At 59.6% G+C, this 20139-nt stretch carries 17 protein-coding genes and 1 pseudogene; 12 read left to right on the plus strand and 6 right to left on the minus strand.

Going from position 1 to position 20139, the window contains the following annotated elements; genetic code table 11:
* From GPS82_RS07585 to GPS82_RS07595, 3 genes and pseudogenes are all read left to right on the plus strand, one after another.
* Positions 1-132 (plus strand): annotated as a pseudogene (locus tag GPS82_RS07585) (PIN domain nuclease); the annotation flags it as partial.
* Positions 133-251: 119 nt separating this feature from the next.
* The gene (locus GPS82_RS07590; RefSeq protein WP_296492896.1) at positions 252-1046 is read left to right on the plus strand and encodes a hypothetical protein; all 795 of its coding nucleotides are present in this window, start codon (positions 252-254) and stop codon (positions 1044-1046) included.
* Positions 1047-1183: 137 nt separating this feature from the next.
* The gene (locus tag GPS82_RS07595; RefSeq protein WP_296492898.1) at positions 1184-4165 is read left to right on the plus strand and encodes an EAL domain-containing protein; all 2982 of its coding nucleotides are present in this window, start codon (positions 1184-1186) and stop codon (positions 4163-4165) included.
* A gap of 47 nt (positions 4166-4212) precedes the next feature.
* Here GPS82_RS07595 and GPS82_RS07600 read toward each other — a convergent pair whose 3' ends face one another.
* The gene (locus tag GPS82_RS07600; RefSeq protein ID WP_296492900.1) at positions 4213-4641 is read right to left on the minus strand and encodes a CoA-binding protein; all 429 of its coding nucleotides are present in this window, start codon (positions 4639-4641) and stop codon (positions 4213-4215) included.
* Positions 4642-4739: 98 nt separating this feature from the next.
* Here GPS82_RS07600 and glmU point away from each other — a divergent pair, with 98 nt between their 5' ends.
* The gene (gene glmU / locus GPS82_RS07605; protein ID WP_296492903.1) at positions 4740-6164 is read left to right on the plus strand and encodes a bifunctional UDP-N-acetylglucosamine diphosphorylase/glucosamine-1-phosphate N-acetyltransferase GlmU; all 1425 of its coding nucleotides are present in this window, start codon (positions 4740-4742) and stop codon (positions 6162-6164) included.
* Between the two features lie 3 nt (positions 6165-6167).
* Here the strand turns inward: glmU and GPS82_RS07610 are convergent, their stop codons facing one another.
* Positions 6168-6665 (minus strand): Lrp/AsnC family transcriptional regulator, encoded by a 498-nt coding sequence (locus GPS82_RS07610; protein ID WP_296492906.1) that lies wholly within the window; start codon positions 6663-6665, stop codon positions 6168-6170.
* Positions 6666-6870: 205 nt separating this feature from the next.
* On the opposite strand from GPS82_RS07610, the gene glmS reads away from it, so the two are divergent.
* From glmS to GPS82_RS07635, 5 genes are all read left to right on the plus strand, one after another.
* Entirely contained in the window at positions 6871-8733 is a 1863-nt protein-coding gene (gene glmS / locus GPS82_RS07615) for a glutamine--fructose-6-phosphate transaminase (isomerizing) (protein ID WP_296492909.1), read from the plus strand.
* A gap of 248 nt (positions 8734-8981) precedes the next feature.
* Entirely contained in the window at positions 8982-9314 is a 333-nt protein-coding gene (locus GPS82_RS07620; protein ID WP_296492911.1) for an STAS domain-containing protein, read from the plus strand.
* Between the two features lie 80 nt (positions 9315-9394).
* Positions 9395-11128, plus strand: a complete 1734-nt coding sequence (locus GPS82_RS07625) for a SpoIIE family protein phosphatase (protein ID WP_296492913.1) — start codon at positions 9395-9397, stop codon at positions 11126-11128.
* A 139-nt stretch (positions 11129-11267) separates the two neighbouring features.
* Positions 11268-11894: an alternative oxidase gene (locus GPS82_RS07630; protein ID WP_296492916.1), complete on the plus strand. Its 627-nt coding sequence runs from the start codon at positions 11268-11270 to the stop codon at positions 11892-11894.
* 23 nt (positions 11895-11917) lie between these two features.
* On the plus strand, positions 11918-13261 hold the full coding sequence (locus GPS82_RS07635; protein WP_296492918.1) for a cation:proton antiporter: 1344 nt from the start codon (positions 11918-11920) through the stop codon (positions 13259-13261).
* Here GPS82_RS07635 and GPS82_RS07640 read toward each other — a convergent pair.
* The 4 genes from GPS82_RS07640 to GPS82_RS07655 form a co-directional block, all read right to left on the minus strand.
* On the minus strand, positions 13258-15528 hold the full coding sequence (locus GPS82_RS07640) for a bifunctional (p)ppGpp synthetase/guanosine-3',5'-bis(diphosphate) 3'-pyrophosphohydrolase (RefSeq protein WP_296492920.1): 2271 nt from the start codon (positions 15526-15528) through the stop codon (positions 13258-13260). The two genes, GPS82_RS07635 and GPS82_RS07640, sit on opposite strands and share 4 nt — an antisense overlap.
* Positions 15529-15619: 91 nt before the next feature.
* Positions 15620-15823 carry a DNA-directed RNA polymerase subunit omega gene (rpoZ, locus tag GPS82_RS07645; RefSeq protein WP_296492923.1) on the minus strand — a complete coding sequence of 68 codons (204 nt, stop codon included), beginning with the start codon at positions 15821-15823 and terminating at the stop codon, positions 15620-15622.
* A 27-nt stretch (positions 15824-15850) separates the two neighbouring features.
* On the minus strand, positions 15851-16471 hold the full coding sequence (gmk, locus tag GPS82_RS07650; RefSeq protein WP_296492935.1) for a guanylate kinase: 621 nt from the start codon (positions 16469-16471) through the stop codon (positions 15851-15853).
* Positions 16472-16506: 35 nt separating this feature from the next.
* Positions 16507-17424 carry a YicC/YloC family endoribonuclease gene (locus GPS82_RS07655; protein WP_296492925.1) on the minus strand — a complete coding sequence of 306 codons (918 nt, stop codon included), beginning with the start codon at positions 17422-17424 and terminating at the stop codon, positions 16507-16509.
* A 77-nt stretch (positions 17425-17501) separates the two neighbouring features.
* Between GPS82_RS07655 and GPS82_RS07660 the strand changes: the two genes are divergently transcribed.
* The 3 genes from GPS82_RS07660 to rph form a co-directional block, all read left to right on the plus strand.
* Entirely contained in the window at positions 17502-18506 is a 1005-nt protein-coding gene (locus GPS82_RS07660) for a serine/threonine-protein kinase (protein WP_296492927.1), read from the plus strand.
* The gene (locus GPS82_RS07665) at positions 18506-19441 is read left to right on the plus strand and encodes a PP2C family serine/threonine-protein phosphatase (protein ID WP_296492930.1); all 936 of its coding nucleotides are present in this window, start codon (positions 18506-18508) and stop codon (positions 19439-19441) included. Before GPS82_RS07660 ends, GPS82_RS07665 begins: the two co-directional genes overlap by 1 nt.
* 14 nt (positions 19442-19455) lie before the next feature.
* Positions 19456-20139, plus strand: a 684-nt coding sequence (gene rph, locus GPS82_RS07670; RefSeq protein ID WP_296492933.1) for a ribonuclease PH, incomplete at its 3' end; no start/stop codon positions are given.

Consider the following 20139-nt stretch of genomic DNA (forward strand, 5'->3'; position numbering starts at 1 on the left):
GACCCCGATGACCAGAAGTTCATTGACCTGGCGGTCACGCATCAGGCCTTGCTGCTGAGCAAAGACCAGGCTGTGCTGTGCATGAGGAAGCGCCTGTTGTCTTTTTCTGTAACAACACAATCAACCCTGTAACAAAAGGGATCGAATCAGTGGTATGCATATTCATACGGCGTAAGTAAACTTTAACGCGCCAGGTGGACCTCTTCGGTCCATGAGGTTTGTTCAACTTACTCACTGCAAGGAATACCATCATGTTTACCCATGCCACAGCCGTTACCGCTCCCGCTATCCACCGGTCTTACAGCTTCAACACTTCTCCATCACGTTCTGGCGCATCCAATGCCCCGGCCTTGTTGGAGGAGCTTTTGCCCTTCACCGTCCGCTTGGTCCGCAATGAGGCCGACCTGAAAAAAGCTGTGCAGATTCGCCATGCCGCCTACGCCCGCCATCTGCCCGTCTTCGCTGAAACTCTCAAGACAGCCGAAACCGATGATGCTGAAGATGGCGTGGTGGTGTTGCTGGCGGAATCAAAGCTCGATGCCTCACCACTGGGCACCATGCGCATCCAGACCAACCAGTTCAAACCGTTGTGTCTGGAGCAGTCGATCGACTTGCCAGAATGGCTCAAGACAAGACCGCTGGCCGAGGCCACCCGGCTGGGCGTGACCAACGAGAAGGGCGGGCGACTCGTCACCACCGTGCTGTTCAAGGCCTATTTCCAATATTGCCAGCAGACCGGCATCGAATGGATGGTCGTGACTGCGCGCGCACCGGTCGACCGGACCTACGACCGCCTCATGTTTGCCGACGTTTTTCCAGACAGGGGATACCTGCCCATCCATCACGTTGGCAACCTGCCTCATCGGGTGATGTCATTCAATGTTGATACTGCTGAAGAACGCTGGGCTGCAGCCAAGCACCCGTTGCTGGGTTTCATGTGCAGCACCCATCATCCAGACATCAACCTTGACCGCCTGGTGCAAAGCCGTGTAACGGCCCTGAAGTTGTCCACCTTTCCTGCGCAGGGCGCCACGCTTCCCATGTGAGCCGGGAGATCGGGGGTCAGGGCGGGTTGCTGAATACAAACACCCGACCCAACCCATTCATCCTGTTGGCAAGCAGAAACTGCTCGGTCGGCCTTATCATGCCCGGGTCGATATTGGAATAGAAAGCAAGAAACAAAATGCTAAAACCATCCTGGTTTGTCCGGGAGAGACCTGATCAACTCAGCCATTTCCTGGAACGGATTCTGAATGGCTTTTCAACCTATGCACTGCCCTTGATGATCGGGCTGCTGTCGATGCTGGCCCTTTTGACATGGAAGACCCACTATCCAATTGAAAAGCCACAACAGCTGCAAATTCAGGTGATCCAGGAATCGGCCGGCCCCCTGGAGCCTGCTCAAGCGCTGACACAGTTGCGGCAACTTGCCTTCAGTCCGTTCCACGACACCCAACTGTCAGAATCTCCGGTCTGGTTTGCTTTTACGGTTCAACATGGCGTTGAACAAACCCCGCTGATGGTCGAATTTCCCTCGCGGCATGCCATGGACGTCACGTGCTGGGATGCCGGAACACTCAGTCTGATGGGTCGGGGCGACCGCCAAAGCACACAAGGCAACATTGAGGCCATCAAGGCAGGGTTTGCACTTGCGCTCAGCCCAGCCCTCCAGGATCGGTCCGTGTTATGCCGCAGCAGCGCCGTCGGTCCGGCCCGTCTTTCAGTCCTCAAGTGGGAGGCTGACGACTTGAAAATATCTGCCCTGGAGTTTCATCGCAAGTCTGGTCTTTTGGACGGTGGCATTTTGATTCTGGCAAGCTTTATCCTGATCACCGCCCTGATCAACCGAAATGGACTGTACCTGCTGTTCGCAGTCTGGCTGGTATTGAACTTGCGAATGGCTTCACTCTCCGCCGGTTGGGACACGCAATGGTTGGGTCAGACTGTTCCGCAAGAATGGCTGGTGAAGACCCGGGCGGTCACCTTGACTTTGTATTACTTGCTGACCCTGACACTGTTCACATCGCTTTTCAAAGAGGATTTATCGCACATTGGCTACAAGCCGGTCGTCCGGGTGGCGCAATGGTCTTGTTTGCCGCTCCTGTTTTTGGCTCTGGCACTCCCCTACGCCTCATTTTTGCCGCTGATCTGGATCGTCTCCGGCATCGGTATCACCATGCTGATATTTTTGCTGGCTCGCATTCTGCGGGTCACCAATTCGCGCGTGGCCATTTGGTATGGCGCCGCCATCAGCATCACGCTGGCAGCAAGCCTGTATGAAGTCCTGGCTGCCGCGCTAGGCATCAAGGGCCTGATCGGGTCTGTCAACAGCGTCACCGCGACCTTGTCATCGAGCCTGCTGACATCACTGGCGATTGCTGAACACATGCGGCAGGAACACGAGGAGCGCCTTTACGTGCAGGCTGAACTGGCGCACACCTTCGAGGCCATGCCCATCGGCCTGTTTACCCTGGACCAGCGTGGCCGCTTCTTGAGTGCCAACCCGGCCCTGCTTGACATGTTGGGACCGATTGCCCTGAAGAACGAGGTTAACAGCTGGCAGCAGTTTTTTGCCGAAGGTGCCTGGACAAGGCTGCATCAAATGGTTTTCAGCAACGACCAGACCGAAATGGAAATCAATGGCAAAGCAGCCCCAGGTGCTACAGGCGCCAAACGTTTTCTCGTCAAGGCCACACTTGCCCACAACAAAATTGAAGGCTCGCTGCAGGACATCACTGAAAAATCCCGGGCCTTTGCAGATCTGGAATTTCTGGCCAACCATGACTCGTTGACCAAGATACTGAACCGGCGTGGTATTGAGAGGGCACTGAGCCTCGCCATCGCGAACCTGCCAGAAGACAAGTCCCTCGCAGTGGCTTACCTTGACCTCGACCGATTCAAGCTCATCAACGACCTGTTCGGCCATAGCGCCGGCAATGAAGTGCTGCAACAGGTGTGCGCCCGGGTGTCAGACATGCTGTCGCGTGATTTTGATTTTGGCCGCGTCGGTGGTGATGAGTTCATTGTGGTGTTTCCGGCAACCCCCATCGCCATGGCCTCGGTGATCTGCCACGGACTCATTGACGTCCTGGGCAACCATCCCTACCGGGTTGGCGACAACGCCTTCAACGTGCGGTGCTCGATCGGGTTGATTGAGGTCAGTCCCGGCATGCAGTTCAATGACGTCATGTCAACCGCCGACCGCGCCTGCCGCCAGGCCAAGTCCGCCCAGGGTCGTGGCCTGGTGGTGTACGAGAAGAATGCGGCTGCGTTTCAGCAACATGAGGCCGAGCTGAAGTTGATTGCCCTGCTCGCCACACCTTCTGCCACAGAGGGCCTGTACCTGGAGATGCAACCCATCATGTCGCTCACGGCGCCGCATGACTCGCTCAATTTCGAGGTGCTGCTGCGCATGCGCGACCGGCAGGGCCAACAGGTGCGCACCGATCACCTGATTGCGGCAGGCGAAGCGAGCGGTCGCATGGGCATGATTGACCGCTGGGTGTTGACCACCACGCTGGCCTGGCTCAACACCCACTACACGCAGATGAAACACACCAGGTTCGTGTGCATGAATTTGAGCGGTGCGTCACTCAACGACGACGAATTCCTGAGTGAAATTTATGCCATGCTGGAGCAAAACATGCACTTGGTGAACCTTTTGTGCCTTGAAATCACCGAAAGTGTGGCCCTGCATGATTTGGACAACACCCGCCGGTTTGTTGACCGGGTGCGGGGTTACGGCGCCAAGGTGGCATTGGACGACTTTGGCGCGGGATACACCTCGTTTTCCTATTTGAAAGAGTTCAAGGCCGATCTGCTGAAAATCGACGGCAGCTTCATTGTGAACATGAACCAGCACCCGGCCAACATCGCCATTGTCGAAGCCATCGTCAGCTTGGCCAATAATTTGGGCATGAAAGTGATTGCCGAATGGGCCGAAGACAATGCAACCGTGCAAACGCTGATCGAGATTGGTGTTGATTACGTGCAGGGGTTTGCCGTGGCGCGGTCACAGCACCCCGACAAACTGCTCGTTGCCGAGTCGTCCGCCAGCTTTATTCAGGACGAGGAACTCGCCCACTTTGTCGCCCTGATCGGCAAGGGCAGCAAAATGCAACCCACGGTGGACCTGTTTTCCGACCTGCCCCGTAACGTGCATTGAGGTCCGCAGCACAAGCCGCGCCCAGGCTTTTTTATGGCTGCCCTGGCTCAACGGCGCCCGGCCGCAAACCGCGCGTGTTCGATCTTGATGCACAGGTTCATCACAGAATCCAGCCCGGCGGCGCGCGCCAGTTGATCGGCTTGCCTGTTTTCCACACCAATTTGCTGCCACAAACACTTCGCGCCGATCTGCACCGCCTGCTCGGCGATGGGCAGCACGTCTTCGGTGCGGCGAAACACGTTCACGATGTCAACGGCAAATGGGATATCGGTCAAGCTGGCATAACATGTTTCACCCAGGATCTGTTCACCTTTTTCGGCATAGCGCGGATTGACCGGCACAATTCTGTAGCCATGGGTCTGCATGGTCTGCGAAACCCCGAAACTGGGCCGGCTCGGCTCGGCCGACAGCCCCACCACCGCGATGGTGCAGGGTTGGCGCAGCAGGCGGTGCAAGGTGGTGGCGTCGATGTTCATGGCTTGGTTTCCTTTGACGCCATTTTGACAGGCGGCAAGTCCCGCTCCGCCGTGGCGATAATCCAGCCAAGTTAATCCATTGCACAGCGGAGCACCACATGACAGGGAATTCAAGCAACACCACAACACCTCCGGTGGATGTCGTCATCATGGCGGCGGGCAAAGGCACACGCATGAAAAGCAAACTGCCCAAAGTCTTACACCGACTGGCCGGTCGCGCCCTGCTGCAGCATGTGGTGGACACGGCGGCAGACTTGTCGGCACGCCAGGTCACGGTGATCACCGGCCATGGCGCCGATGAGGTGGAATCGGCCCTCCAGGCCAGTGCCAGCGGCGAATTTGTGCTGAATTTTGTGCGCCAGGAGCCGCAGTCGGGCACCGGCCACGCGGTGCAGCAGGCCGTGCCGGTGCTGGGCGATGATGGCATCGTGGTGGTGCTCTCGGGCGATGTGCCTTTGATGCAGGCCGACACGCTGCAGCACCTGATTGCCGCCTGCGCGGGCACCCGGCTGGCGCTGCTCACCATTGATTTTGCCGACCCCTCGGGTTATGGCCGCGTGGTGCGGGTGGGTGATGACGTTCAGGCCATCGTCGAGCAAAAAGACGCCACACCGGCACAGCTGGCTATTCATGAGGTCTACAGCGGCATCATGGCCGTGCCTGCGGCGCAGCTCAAGCGCTGGCTGGCGCGGCTCGACAACCACAACGCCCAGCAAGAGTATTACCTGACGCAGATCGTGGCCTTTGCCGTGGCCGATGGCGTGCCGGTGGTGGCGCACAAGATCACCGATGCCGTTCAGGTGGCGGGTGTCAACAGCCCGGTGCAACTGGCCGAATTGGAGCGCGCCTTCCAGCGCCGCCAGGCCGAGCAGTTGATGGAACAAGGCGTGCGCCTGGCCGACCCGGCCCGCCTCGATGTGCGTGGCAGGCTGCAATGCGCGCAGGACGTGTCGATCGACGTGAACTGTGTCTTTGAAGGCGAGGTCTCGTTGGGCGACGGGGTGCGCGTGGGCGCCAATTGCGTCATCAGCAACGCCAGCATTGCTGCCGGCGCCGTGATTCACCCGTTCACCCACATCGAGGGCGGCAAACCGGGTGGCAAGGATGCAGTCGAAGTCGGTGCCGGTGCCCTGATTGGCCCGTTTGCGCGCCTGCGACCGGGGGCCAAACTGGGGGCCGAGGTGCACATTGGCAACTTTGTCGAAGTCAAAAACTCCACCCTGGCCAAGGGCGCCAAAGCCAATCACCTGGCCTACCTGGGCGACGCCACGGTGGGAGAGCGCGTCAACTACGGTGCTGGCTCCATCACCGCCAACTACGACGGCGCCTTCAAGCACCGCACCATCATTGAGGCCGATGTCCACATTGGCAGCAACTGCGTGCTGATTGCACCCGTGACGATCGGCGCCGGGGGCACCGTGGGTGGTGGCTCGACACTGACCAAAAACACCCCGCCGCTGGCCCTGACGGTGGCGCGTGGTCGCCAGCTCAGCATCCTGAAATGGAAGCGGCCGAGCAAATAGTCTTTACGGCGCTCTGGGCAGCGGCAGACGGGCGCCGAATTTGCTGCGCTTGATGCTGAAGAATGTCTTGACATTGCGCACATTGGCGTCAAAGGTAAACAGCCGCTGCGTCAGCGCCAGGTAGTCGGGCATGTCGCGCGCATGCACCACCAGGCAAAAGTCTGGCCCGGGCGACACGCGGTAACACTGCTGCACCGCATCGTCCTTCGCCACTTTTAGCTCGAACGCCTCCAGCGCTTGCTGGTCCTGCCGGTCCAGCGTGATCTCGACCACGGCGCACAGGCCGTGACCGATGATGGATGCCAGGGCATCGACGCTGAGCACCGCAATTTCACGCTCGATCAAGCCCGCATCAAACAGGCGCTTGACGCGGCGCAGGCAGGTGGGCGGCGACACACGCACCAGCTCAGCCAGGGCCTGGTTGCTCAGCGACGAGTCAAGTTGCAGGCGCTCCAACAGTTGCAGGTCGATGGCGTCGAGCTCAGTTTGCGATGCGCTCATGTCAGGCCCCAGTCACTGGCAATGCGGCCAATACCAACAAATAACGCCGCAAAGATGATGACGTTTTCATTCACAAATAACGTTTTCTTGAAACAAATGTTTTCATTTTTTAATTATAGAAATTAAAGTTCAGCAAGTTCACAAAATGGACACCCTATTTCATGACGACACTTTTAACATGCAGGCTTCACTTCAGGAGTCCCCCATGTGTGGCATTGTCGGCGCAGTAGCCAATCACAACATCGTTCCCGTGCTGGTCCAAGGTCTGGCCCGGCTTGAATATCGGGGTTATGACTCCTGCGGCGTGGCGGTGTATGCCAACGGCCTGACGCGCGCCCGCAGCACGGCGCGGGTGTCGGAGCTGATGGAGCAAATCAGCACCACCCATTTGCAGGGTAGCACCGGCATTGCCCACACCCGCTGGGCCACCCATGGCGCACCCGCCGTGCACAACGCGCACCCACACTTCAGCCACGGCCCCGGTGCGGATGCAGCCAGCCGCCCCGGGCGCATCGCCCTGGTGCACAACGGCATCATTGAAAACCACGACGAATTGCGCGCCGCCCTGCAGGCCAAGGGTTACGTCTTCCAGAGCCAGACCGACACCGAGGTCATTGCCCACCTGATCGACAGCCTTTACGACGGCGACCTGTTCGAGGCGGTGAAGGCCTCGCTGGCATCGCTGCAAGGCGCTTATGCCATTGCCGTGTTCTGCAAGGATGAGCCGCACCGGCTGATTGGCGCTCGCGCTGGCTCACCGCTGATCCTGGGTGTCGGCGCCGACGCGCATTACCTGGCCAGCGACGCCATGGCCCTGGCCGGTGTCACCGACCAGATTGTTTACCTTGAGGAAGGCGATGTGGCCGATATCCAGCTGGGCAAGTACTGGCTGGTGGACAAAGCCTTCAAAGCGCTCTCTCCGGATCAGCGCCCGGTCAAGACCGTGCATGCGCACAGCGGCGCGGCGGAACTGGGCCCCTACCGCCACTACATGCAAAAGGAAATCTTTGAGCAACCGCGCGCCATTGCTGACACGCTCGAAGGCGTTGACGGCATCGTGCCCGAGTTGTTCGATGGCGCCACCGCCAGCGCGGCGCGGGTTTTCAAAGACATCGACTCGGTGCTGATTCTGGCCTGTGGCACCAGCTACTACAGCGGCTGCACCGCCAAGTACTGGCTGGAAAGCATTGCCAAAATCCCCACCCAGGTCGAAGTGGCCAGCGAATACCGTTACCGCGACTCGGTGCCAAATGCGCGCACACTCGTCGTCACCATCACCCAGTCAGGCGAAACCGCCGACACGCTGGCCGCGCTGCGCCACGCGCAAGGCCTGGGCATGACGCACACCCTTACCATCTGCAACGTGGCCACCAGCGCCATGGTGCGCGAGTGCGAGTTGGCCTACATCACGCGCGCCGGGGTCGAGATTGGTGTGGCCTCCACCAAAGCCTTCACTGCCCAGCTGGCAGGCCTGTTTCTGCTGACACTGGCACTGGCGCAATCGCGCGGCTTGCTCAGCAAGCTTGAGGAGGCGCGCCATATCAAGGCCATGCGCCACCTGCCCGCCGCCCTCCAAGCCGTGCTGGCGCTGGAGCCGCAGGTGATTGCATGGTCACAGGACTTTGCCGCCAAGGACAACGCGTTGTTCCTGGGCCGCGGCCTGCACTACCCGATTGCCCTTGAAGGTGCCTTGAAACTCAAGGAGATCAGCTATATCCATGCCGAAGCCTACCCGGCTGGCGAGCTCAAACACGGCCCGCTGGCGCTGGTGACCAGCGCCATGCCGGTGGTGACCGTGGCGCCCAACGACGCGCTGCTTGAAAAACTCAAGAGCAACATGCACGAGGTGCGCGCGCGTGGCGGCGTGCTGTATGTGCTGGCCGACGCCGACTCCCACATTGCCAGCGGCGAGGGCCTGAACGTGATCCGCATGCCCGAGCACTATGGCGAACTTTCCCCCATGCTACACGTGGTGCCACTGCAATTGCTGGCCTACCACACCGCCTGCGCGCGCGGGACCGATGTCGACAAACCGCGCAACCTGGCCAAATCGGTCACGGTGGAGTGACCAGACTCACTTGACAAGCGCTCATGTCCGGGCTGCAGCAACCAGCGCTTTTTGATATAACCCACTGGGAGTATGAAGCCCAGTCCATATGGGCTATCGAAGGTTCGAGGCGAATGCAATACGATAATCTATCGTGTTGGGCCTCGCTCCAATTCGGGAAATATGCAATGTGAGCTCGCTGGCAAGCTTTTGCCTGGAGATTTCTCATTGCTCTGTTGGACAATGACAACCCACGTAGGAGAATGGCAATGAAAGTATCAGTCACCCACCCCAAGGAAAATATCAGCCGCATCGTTCTCGATGGTCGTTTGGACGTAGCCGGAGCGCAGGCTGCCGAGGCTGAATTCAACGCAGCACTGGCGGCCAATCCAAATGTCATCGTCGATCTTGCAAAAGTTCCTTTCATCGCCTCGCTCGGTATTCGCCTGCTGGTCGCCGGCGCCCAAACATGCGCCAAGCTTGATGGCAAGATGGTGCTCATGAATCCCGACGATCTTTCAAAAAGAATTCTCAAGACCACGGGTATCGACCAGATCGTCACCATTTGCAGTGGGCTTGACGAAGCCCTGGCATTATTCTGAGGCCTCAGCCTGAGGGCTGACAATGCTTCAAAACAAGGGGCTTCTGGCAGCCCCTTTTCATTCAGGGCAATGGCACATTGATGAAACAACGTCTCTTGACCGGTCCGCTCGATCAGTCCCTGATCAGTGCGTCAAGCAGTTGGCTGCAATCACTCGCTGCGGCGTTCAATTTTTCACCTGAAGACCTGTACCGCATCGACATGTGCTTCGAGGAGCTGGTGACCAATGTGGTCAACTACTCGGCTCCGCAGTTTGCCCAGCAGCCCGTCAACCTGCACGCCAGCATCGGGGCACAACAAGCCAGTTTCACGCTCATTGATCCAGCCGCTCCTTTCGATCCGTTTTCCCTGCCGCCGCCCACCTTGGCAAAAACCCTCGCCGACTTTGAGATTGGCGGACAAGGCGTGCATCTGGTGCGCGAATTCAGCAATGCCTATCGCTACCAGCGTCGCGACAACTGCAACCGGGTCGAACTTGTTTTTGAGCTGGCGCAGCCCACACAATCGCCTCCGCTGGCGTCGAAGATGCTGCGCAACACCGACCGCCGCAGCCAACTTGAGCGCCCGCTGCCTTCCGCCGTTTGCGATGGCCGGTACCGGCGCAACGCCAAAGATCGGCGCGCCCTGGGCTTTGTTTCATGGACACAGATATTTCAGGGCGTTCCCTATGCTGCCGTCGAGGACCTGCTGGAAGGTTTGACAATCCAGGACATTGTGGGCGAGATCGTTCTGCTCAAGCCGGGCGATGCCAACGACTCGGTCAGAGTCGTCATGCAGGGACAGCTGAGGGTCTATCTTGATCAGCCCGGAAGTGGTGACTTCATTGATGTCGGCATCGGCGCCTGCGTCGGGGAGATGTCTGTCATCGACCATCGGCCCGCATCGGCTTATGTGGTGGCTGAGCCAGGCACCCAACTGCTGGTCATCGACGAGGATACCTTCCTCAACGAGATCATGGCGATCCCGCGGGTGGCACGCAACCTGATGTCAACCCTGTCCGGGCGAATGCGGCGCAGCGATGAATTGACGATCAGGCGCATGCGCAAGATGCTGGAAATGGAGCAGGCCCAGCGTGAGCTGCAATATGCCAGGTCGATCCAGAAAAGCCTGTTGCCCAGCGAGCCGCTGTTTGCCGGTGATCCGCGCCTGGACTGCGTGGGGCGAATGTGCACGGCACGCGAAGTGGGCGGTGATTTTTACGATATCTTTTTTCTTGATCCGCAGCACGTATTTTTTGTCATTGCCGACGTCTGCGGCAAGGGCCTGCCTGCCGCCCTGTTCATGGTGCGCGCCATTGCCATTCTGCGGGCGCAGTCCGGTTTTGAGCGCCAGAGCGCCGATTACGCGTCGCGACTCATTGCCAGGCTCAATGATCAGCTTTATGAGCACAACGATGCGCAGCAATTTCTCACCGCCTATTGCGGCATCCTCGACCTTGAATCACTGACGGTTCGCTACATCAACGCGGGGCACAATGCGCCCGCTATTGCCCTGGGAGACGGCGCCTTCGAATTTCGAGGCGAGCCCATCAACCCGTTTGTCGGCATGATCGAAGGCCTCCGCTATCGCGCGGGTGAACTGCAATTGAAACCAGGCAGCGTGCTTTTTCTTTACACCGACGGTGTGACGGAGGCTGAAGACACCGGTGGCGGCATGCTGGGCGACGATCGCCTGCTGGCACGCCTGAACGCGGCGCCCTCCAGGAGCGCCCGGGAGCTGGTGGATGCGGTGTTTGATGACGTTGCCGACTTCGCCGCCGGCGCCCAGCAGTCGGATGACATCACCGTGCTGGCCATACGCTGCCCTGCGGTCTGAGCGGCAAATCAGCAGCGCCGCGCCATCGGTGACCTGGCGCACCGACAGGGCAGCAGAGCCACAGTACGCTGTCGGATCGTTGACAGACTGACGCGCCGCAACAGGCGTTGGCCTGCGACAAAAACTTCAGGACTTTTTCATGCCAAGCACGCCTTTTCTGCAACCCCACCACGCCCCGGACGGCGTGCGCGACCGGTTTGCCCGCGCGCTGGTCAAGTTCATGCGCTTCTTTGCCGACGCATTTTTTGCCAAGCGTTACGGCCACCGCGCGGTGGTGCTGGAGACCGTGGCCGCCGTGCCGGGCATGGTCGGCGGCGCACTGCAGCACCTGCGCGCCCTGCGCCGCATGACCAGCGACCGGGGCTGGATCCGGATACTGATCGACGAGGCCGAAAATGAGCGCATGCATTTGATGACCTTCATCGAGATTGCCCAGCCGTCGCGGCTGGAGCGACTGCTGATTTTGCTGGTGCAAGGCGCGTTCTTTAATTTTTTCTTCTTGCTTTACCTGCTTTCGCCGGCCACCGCGCACCGCATTGTGGGTTATCTGGAAGAAGAGGCGGTGGTCAGCTACACCGAGTATCTGGCCGGCGTGGATGACGGCACCTACGCCAACGTGGCAGCGCCTCGGATTGCCATCGAGTACTGGCAGCTCGCACCCGATGCCCGTTTGCGTGACGTGATCCTGGTGATCCGCCTTGACGAGGCAAAGCACCGTGACGTCAATCATGAATTTGCCAACGAACTGACGAGCAGCCATGCCTGAAGACACCACGCACAAGCCAACCAATGACTAACGCGCTCTGGTTTTTACTGGTCGGCGGACTGCTGCTGACGCGCGGCCTGACCGCCTCATTGTTCAAAAACATGCCCGTAACACCGGCCATGGTTTATCTGGCGGTTGGTCTGCTGGTCGGCCCGACTGTGCTCAATTTCTTTCATTTCAATCCGCTCAAGGAGTCGGCGCTGCTGGAAGTCCTGACCGAAGTGGTGGTGTTGATTTCGCTGTTTTCAGCCGGTGTCAAGATGCCGGTCCCGGTGAAGCTGGCGCTCTGGCGGGCACCGATGATGCTGGCGTCGGTGTCGATGGTAGCCAGTGTTGGTCTGATCGCCGCCTTTGCCTACTTCGCGCTGGACCTGCCGCTGGGCGCCGGGATTTTGCTGGGCGCCATTTTGTCGCCCACCGACCCGGTGCTGGCCACCGACGTGCAGACACGCCATCCGGGCGACAGCGACCAGCTGCGTTTCACCCTGACCTGCGAAGCGGGCATGAACGACGGCAGCGCGTTTCCGTTTGTGATGCTGGGCCTGGGTTTGCTTGGGCTGCACGAATTGGGCGAGTCCGGCCTGCGCTGGGTGCTGGTCGATGTGTTGTGGGCGACAGCGGCAGGCATCGGTATCGGCGTCGCAGCCGGCATGGCACTGGCCCGTTGGGGAAGAAAGTTGCGCCGCCTGACACCCAACCAGACGCTCATGAACGACTTCCTCGGACTGGGCTTGATCGGTGTGGTTTATGGCTTGAGCGTGATGGTGGATGCCTGGGGGTTTTTGGCGGTGTTTTTTGCCGCTGTGGCGCTGCGCCAGACCGAGCTCAAGCAGTTGAGCGCCGATCTGCAAAACCCGGCTCGCCTTGTGGGCGACGGTTCCTCGGCGGGCCTGCCCGAATCACTGCCCGAGGCAGCTGCGGTCACCATCAGCGAGCAGTCACTGGTCTTCAAGGAGCATCTGGAGCGGCTCTCGGAGATGGTGCTGGTGCTGTTAATCGGGGGCTCGCTGTTTATCGATTCCTGGAGCTGGCGTGCCGTGGTGCTGGCTCTGTTTGTCTTTGCGGTGGCGCGACCCGTCAGCGTCATGGCCGGCCTGCTGGGCAGCCGCACCAGTTGGACCATCCGCAGCCTCACGGGTTGGTTTGGCGTGCGCGGCATTGGCTCGCTGTACTACCTGATGTTTGCCATCCAGCATGGCCTGCCCGAAGAACTGGCGCTGGAACTCACGCAATTGACCCTGATTGTGGTCGCCCTGTCGATTTTTGTGCACGGCACCAGCGTCAAACCGCTGCTGAGCCGGTTCTGGCGCTTTCGCCAGCCAAAGTCAGGGCGGCACGGCGGCAAAGTTCAGCCACCGCCGGACTAATTGCCATTTCTGACTCTTTGCGCCTTGAGCACGACATGGGTGTGGCGCAAACTTCGCAGCGCATTGTCGAGTTGCTGCACATCGCGCACGGCGATGATGAACCTGAGATCGATCGGGCCATGCGCTGATTCGTCGGCCATGTTGATCTGGGTGATATCGACCTCGGCAGCAGCCAGCGCCGCTGCCACCTTGGCGAGCACGCCTTTGTTGTTGTTGACCGTGACCACGATGCCGGTTTCGAACGTGCGCACCGGCTCATCCGACCACTCGACGACAATGAAGCGCTCGCTGTCCTTGTTTTTGAGCTTGACGGCGACCGGGCAATCGCTGTCGTGAATAGTCAGCCCTTCACCCCGCCCCAGGTAGCCGACGATGGCATCACCGGGAATGGGACGACAGCAGGCGGCAAAGCGCACCGACGTGTTTTCGCTACCGTCGATGGCGACGCTGCCCTGGGCCACCGAATCTCCGGCCATGAAACGCTCACGCGTGAGCAACAGGGCATCGGGTTTTTCGCCCACATCTGCCAGCAACCTGGCCAGGCGCTTGGCCACGATGCTGGCAATGCGCCGGCCCAGGCCAATTTCAACCAGCAGGTCAGAACGGTTGCGATTGCCACTGAATCGCAACAACTTGTCCCAGACACCCGCCATGGGCCCCTGTTCTTCGGGCAAGCGGTCAATGCCCTCGGCGCGCAGGGCCTGCACCAGCATTTTTTCACCCAGATTCTGCGAGTCTTCCTGCGCCAGCGAGCGCAGATGCTGGCGGATCTTGGAGCGTGCGCGCGCCGTGCGCACAAAGCCCAGCCAGGCTGGGTTGGGGAAGGAGCCTTTGTCTGTGACGACCTCGATCACATCCCCGTTCTGCACCTCGGTGCGCAGCGGCACCTGCTCACCGTTGACTTTGGCGGCCACCGCATGGTCGCCCACACTGCTGTGAATGGCATAGGCAAAATCAACCACCGTGGCGCCGCGCGGCATCGCCATGATCCGGCTTTTGGGGGTGAATACATACACCGCGTCGGGAAACAGATCGACCTTCACATGCTCCCAAAACTCGGTGGCATCGTGCGTTTCATTGCCAATGTCGAGCAGGGATTGCAGCCACTTTGACCCCAACCGGTCCGGATTGACGCTGGGCTCATGGGGGTATTCCTTGTACAGCCAATGCGCGGCAACGCCGGTTTCTGCCACCAGATGCATGGCCTCGGTGCGCACCTGAAACTCGACATTGATGCCCGATGGCCCCACCAAGGTGGTGTGCAGGGACTGGTAGCCATTGATCTTGCTGATCGCAATGTGATCCTTGAACTTGCCCGGCACCGGTTTGTAGAGTTGGTGCAGCAACCCAAGCGCGGTGTAGCAATCAATCAGGCTGGGAACAATGACCCGGAAACCATAAATGTCTGTGACTTCAGCAAAACTCAGGTTTTTGTCCACCATCTTGTGGTGGATCGAATACAGGGTTTTTTCCCGGCCAGAGATTCTGACATGCATGCCGTACTGCTCGAACATGGATTCCAGGTCGGTCTGGACTTTTTGAATCAGGTCACGCCGGCGCCCCCTGGCCTTGGCAACGGCCTTGCTCAGAATCGCATAGCGCCAGGGCCGCAGGTAGCGAAACGACAGGTCCTGCAGTTCCCGATAGGTTTGATTCAGCCCCAGGCGGTGGGCAATTGGCGCATAAACGTCGAGTGTTTCTGAGGCAATGCGCCCCCACTTGGCGCGCGGTGCGTCAGACAGCGTGCGCATGTTGTGGGTGCGATCGGCCAGCTTGATCAAAATCACGCGCACGTCACGCGCCATGGCCAGCAGCATTTTGCGAAACGACTCGGCCTGGTTTTCCTCGCGCGTGTTGAATTGCAGCTTTTCGAGTTTGGTCAGGCCGTCCACCAACTCGGCCACTGGCGAGCCGAAGCGCTCGATCAGTTCGGGCTTGGTGACCTCGCAATCTTCCATTGCATCATGCAGCAGGGCTGCCATCAAGGCCTGGGCATCGAGTTTCCATTCAGCACACTGCGCGGCCACCGCAATTGGGTGGGTGATGTAGGGCTCACCGCTGTTGCGGATCTGCCCCAAGTGGGCTTCGTCAGAAAACCGGTAGGCCGACCTGACGCTGGCCAAGTCGCTGGCGCTCAGGTAGTCGAGCTTGCTGGTCAGGCTTGCAAAACTGGCAGCTGCCGCATTCGATTCGGCAGCGCTCAAGCCCTTGGGCACAAGTGCACCATGGTTGGCATCTGACGGGGATTGATTGGTTGCGGCGCTCATGCCATGAATATAGCGCGCTGGCTGCGACTTTGGGTGCCCCAAACAAAAAAGCACCTTGAACGGTGCTTTTTTACAGAGTGGCCGGAAGTCTTTACAGAGGTACTTTTTTCAGCATTTCAATGCCGACCTTGCCCGCTGCGATCTCGCGCAGGGCGGTCACGCCGGGCTTGTTCTTGCTCTCGACTTTGGCCACATGGCCATGGCTCAGCATGCGCGCACGGTAGGACGCCGCCAGTACCAATTGAAAGCGGTTGGGAATCTGCAGCAGGCAGTCTTCGACGGTAATACGGGCCATGAATTCTCCAAAACCAGGTGATTGGCACTAAGCAATATGCAGTGCTTGAAAGGTGTCTGCCCTGGCGCGGCGCTGCGCCAAGTACTTGAGTCGCTGTGCATGCACAATGGATTTGAGGTCAAACACCGCGCGATCAAAAGACTCGTTGATTATAACGAAGTCGAATTGAGACACCTGCGCCATCTCGGTGGCGGCATTTTGGAGCCGGGTGTCAATCACATCCGGCGAATCTTCGCCGCGCCGTTCCAGTCGCGAACGCAACTCGTCCCAACTCGGGGGCAAAATAAAAATGGTGACGGCATTGGCGAAAATTTGCTTGATCTGCAGGGCGCCCTGGTAATCAATTTCAAGGATGACATCCGAGCCCTGCGTCATGCGCTCCTCGATGGCTCTTTTCGACGTGCCGTAGCGGTGGTTGTGCACAACGGCCCACTCGACGAATGCATTGCCCTGCACCATCGCATCAAACTCGGGCTCAGAGACAAAAAAGTACTCGCGGCCATGCTTTTCCTGACCGCGCGGGGCGCGCGTGGTGTGCGACACCGAGGGACGCACCTGCGCGTCGAGTTCCAGCAGCGCGTTCACGAGACTGGATTTGCCAGCACCGCTCGGGGCGGCCACAACAAACAAATTACCGGGGTAGTCGATCACAACAGGACTCTTATAAAAGGCAGCAATGCGCCTTATTCTATGTTTTGCACCTGCTCGCGCATCTGCTCGATCAGCACTTTCATGTCCACCGAAATGTGCGTGAGCTCCAGCGCTGCCGCTTTCGAGCCCAGCGTGTTGGCTTCACGGTGCAATTCCTGGATCAGGAAGTCAAGCCGCTTGCCCACTTCGCCGCCCTTGCCCAGCAGCCGCTCCAGTTCATCCAAGTGTGAGTTCAGGCGCGTCAGTTCTTCCGCCACATCAATGCGAATGGCGAAAGCAGTGGCTTCCGCCAGCGCCCGGTCCTGCGCGGCTTCGGGCAGGACACCGCTGTCGACCAGGCCCATGGCGTCGCGCCAGCGGTCCAGAAAACGCTGGCGTTGTTGCGCCACCAGTTGCGGCACCAGCGGCTCGGCCTGCGCTGCCAGGCGACGCAACTGCCCCATGCGGTCTTGCAGCATCAGCACCAGGCGGGCGCCTTCGCGCTCGCGGGCGGCCAGCAGCGACTGCAGCACCTGCTCGGCCAACACCAGCAGGTCGGCTTGCCAATCGCGCGTGCCCCCCGTGCTGCCTGCCGCCAGGCGCATCACGTCCGCCACGCTCAGGGGCGTGGCCAGCGGCAGCCAGGTTTTGACGTTGTCCTGAATCGTGTTGAGGCGCTGCAGCAGCCGCGCAGAAGGGTCGGCCACCAGGTTGGCAGCGTTGCTTTCAAGAGCGGCGCGCACCTCCACCTTGCCGCGTTTGAGTCGGCGCACCAGCAACTCGCGCAAAGCGGGCTCATGACTGCGCAATTCATCGCTGAGCTTGAACGTCAAGTCGAGGTAGCGGCTGTTCACCGACCGGATTTCGAGACCCAGGCGGGCGTCAGACGTTGCAGGTGGCTCGGCCCCTTGGGAACTGGCGGCGCTGCTGTGCTGGGCACTGGCGTAACCAGTCATGCTATAAACTGACATGTCAATCTTCTGTTGTGTTGAATGGTGTCAAGAATAACCCGGTTCCAGTGACAACCGATGTCTGTCCATCTGAAAATATGTCCAACTCCAAGCCATCCCCGCTCCCGCCTGGCACCTTGATTGGTGGTTACCGGGTGGTTCGCCGGGTGGCCGCGGGCGGCTTTGGTGTGATTTACCTGGCCATGGGGGCGGATGACCAACAGGTTGCCATCAAGGAATACCTGCCCGCCTCGCTGGTGACCCGAGAGCCGGGGCAACTGCTGCCGCATGTGGCACCCGAAAAGCTGTCCCTGTACCGGCTGGGTTTGAAAAGTTTTTTTGAAGAGGGGCGCTCGCTGGCGCAGATTTCCCACCCGTCGGTGGTCAGCGTGCTGAATTTTTTCCGGGAAAATGAAACCGTTTACATGGTCACCAACTTTCTGGAAGGCTCCAGCCTGCAAGACTTCATTGTGGTGGCCCGCAACATCAGACCGGTCAAGGTCTTTCGCGAATCCACCATACGCTCCTTGTTCGATGAAATCCTGCGCGGCTTGCGCATCGTCCACCAACACAAGATGTTGCACCTGGACATCAAGCCGGCCAACATTTTCATCACCGACGACAACAAGGCCGTGTTGATCGACTTTGGCGCCGCGCGCGAAGTGCTGAGCAAAGAGGGCAACTTCATCCGGCCCATGTACACCCCCGGTTTTGCCGCGCCGGAGATGTACCGGCGCGACACCACGATGGGACCCTGGACCGACATTTATGCCATTGGCGCGTGCATGTTTGCCTGCATCCACGGCTATCCCCCCAACGATGCGCCACAACGGGCTCCTGAAGACAAGACCCTGCAAACCCTGAAGCGCTTGCAAGGGGTTTACTCGGACGATCTGCTGGAGATCGTGAAGTGGTGCATGGCACTGGATCCGCAAAAGCGGCCCCAGACTGTGTTTGCCTTGCAAAAGGAATTGAACCGCACTGGCGCGCGTCGCTTCACACAACTGACCATGGCAGACAAGGTCAAGCTCCAATTGGGAAGCGTGGTGGAAAGCACCAAAAAAACCGTTAACAAGGTCACGGAAATAGGTAAATATTTCTGATGCAGTTTTCTGTATTCCAGCAAAGTCGCCAGGGCGGGCGCAAGTGCAATGAGGACCGCATGGGCTATTGCTACACCCGTGACAGCGCTGTGCTGATGCTGGCTGACGGCCTGGGCGGCCACCCTCAGGGCGAAGTGGCTGCGCATCTGGCGGTGACCGCCGTGGCAAACATGTTTCAAAAATTGGCGCAGCCAAAACTGGCAGATATGGATGGCTTTATTGAGAGCGCCATGATGGCGGCGCATTACCAAATTCAGAACTACGCGGTGGACAAGGCCCTGAACGACTCTCCCCGGACCACGCTCGTCATAGCGGTCATCCAGTCGGGCCATGTGGTCTGGGCCCATTGCGGAGACTCCAGGCTCTATCTGGTGCGTCAGCATCAATTGCTGGCGCGCACCCGGGACCATACTTTTGCCGAACGCGGGTCCTCCCACCGGGACAAAACCCTGCCAACGCCGGCTGAACTCAATCGCAATGTGTTGTTCAGTTGCCTGGGCTCACCCGGCAAGCCGAGCTTCAGCGTGGCCGAGCCCGTTGCTTTAAAACAGGGCGACAAACTCCTGCTTTGCTCCGATGGTTTGTGGTCCAGTCTGGCCGAGCAGGACATCGTCAACCAGTTGAGTCAAAAATCCGTTGAAACCGCGGTGCCTGACCTGGTTGCTCAGGCGCTCAAGCATGCGGGCAAAAAAAGCGACAACGTCACCTGCCTGGCGCTCGCCTGGCAAATGCCCGACACCGTGCCTGCCGGGCAGGGAGCGGCGTCAAACCAAGCCACCACCATGGGCCATTTTGCCGCCACTGCGCCCTCCAAATGGCACGATGGCACACCTGCAGCACCGGACAAAATCGAAGAAACTTCCATTGACCAAGCGATTCCAGCAGACAGCGCAGCCAATTTCAATGATTCAGAAACAAAACCCGATATCCGCTAACCCGGACCGATGACATGACCCCAATTTCAAGAACCGGCGCACGTGGCGCCAATGCCCTGCGCCCGATCACCCTCACCCGCCACTACACCCGCCACGCCGAAGGCTCGGTATTGGTGGAGTTTGGCCACACCAAGGTGCTGTGCAATGCCTCGGTGCTCGACAAGGTGCCGCCGCACCAGAAAGGCAGCGGTCAGGGCTGGGTCACCGCCGAATACGGCATGCTGCCGCGCGCCACCCACAGCCGCAGCGACCGCGAGGCCGCACGTGGCAAGCAGAGTGGGCGCACCCAGGAAATCCAGCGCCTGATTGGCCGCTCGCTGCGCTCGGTGTTTGACCTGGCGCTACTGGGCGAGCGCACCCTGCACCTGGATTGCGACGTCATTCAGGCCGACGGCGGCACCCGCACCGCCGCCATCACGGGCGCCTTTGTCGCAGCCCAAGACGCCATCAACGGCCTTTTGTTGCAGGGCAAGCTGATCCTTTCCCCGATTCGCGACCATGTCGCCGCGATCTCGGTCGGCATGGTGCAGGGCACGCCGCTGCTCGACCTGGACTACACCGAAGATTCGGCCTGCGACACCGACATGAATGTGGTCATGACCGGATCCGGCCACTATGTCGAGGTGCAAGGCACAGCCGAGGGCGCCGCCTTCAGCCGCCTTGAGATTGATGCGCTGCTGGCGCTGGCCGACCAGGGC

Source organism: Rhodoferax sp. (assembly GCF_011391645.1).
Taxonomy (GTDB): domain Bacteria; phylum Pseudomonadota; class Gammaproteobacteria; order Burkholderiales; family Burkholderiaceae_C; genus Rhodoferax.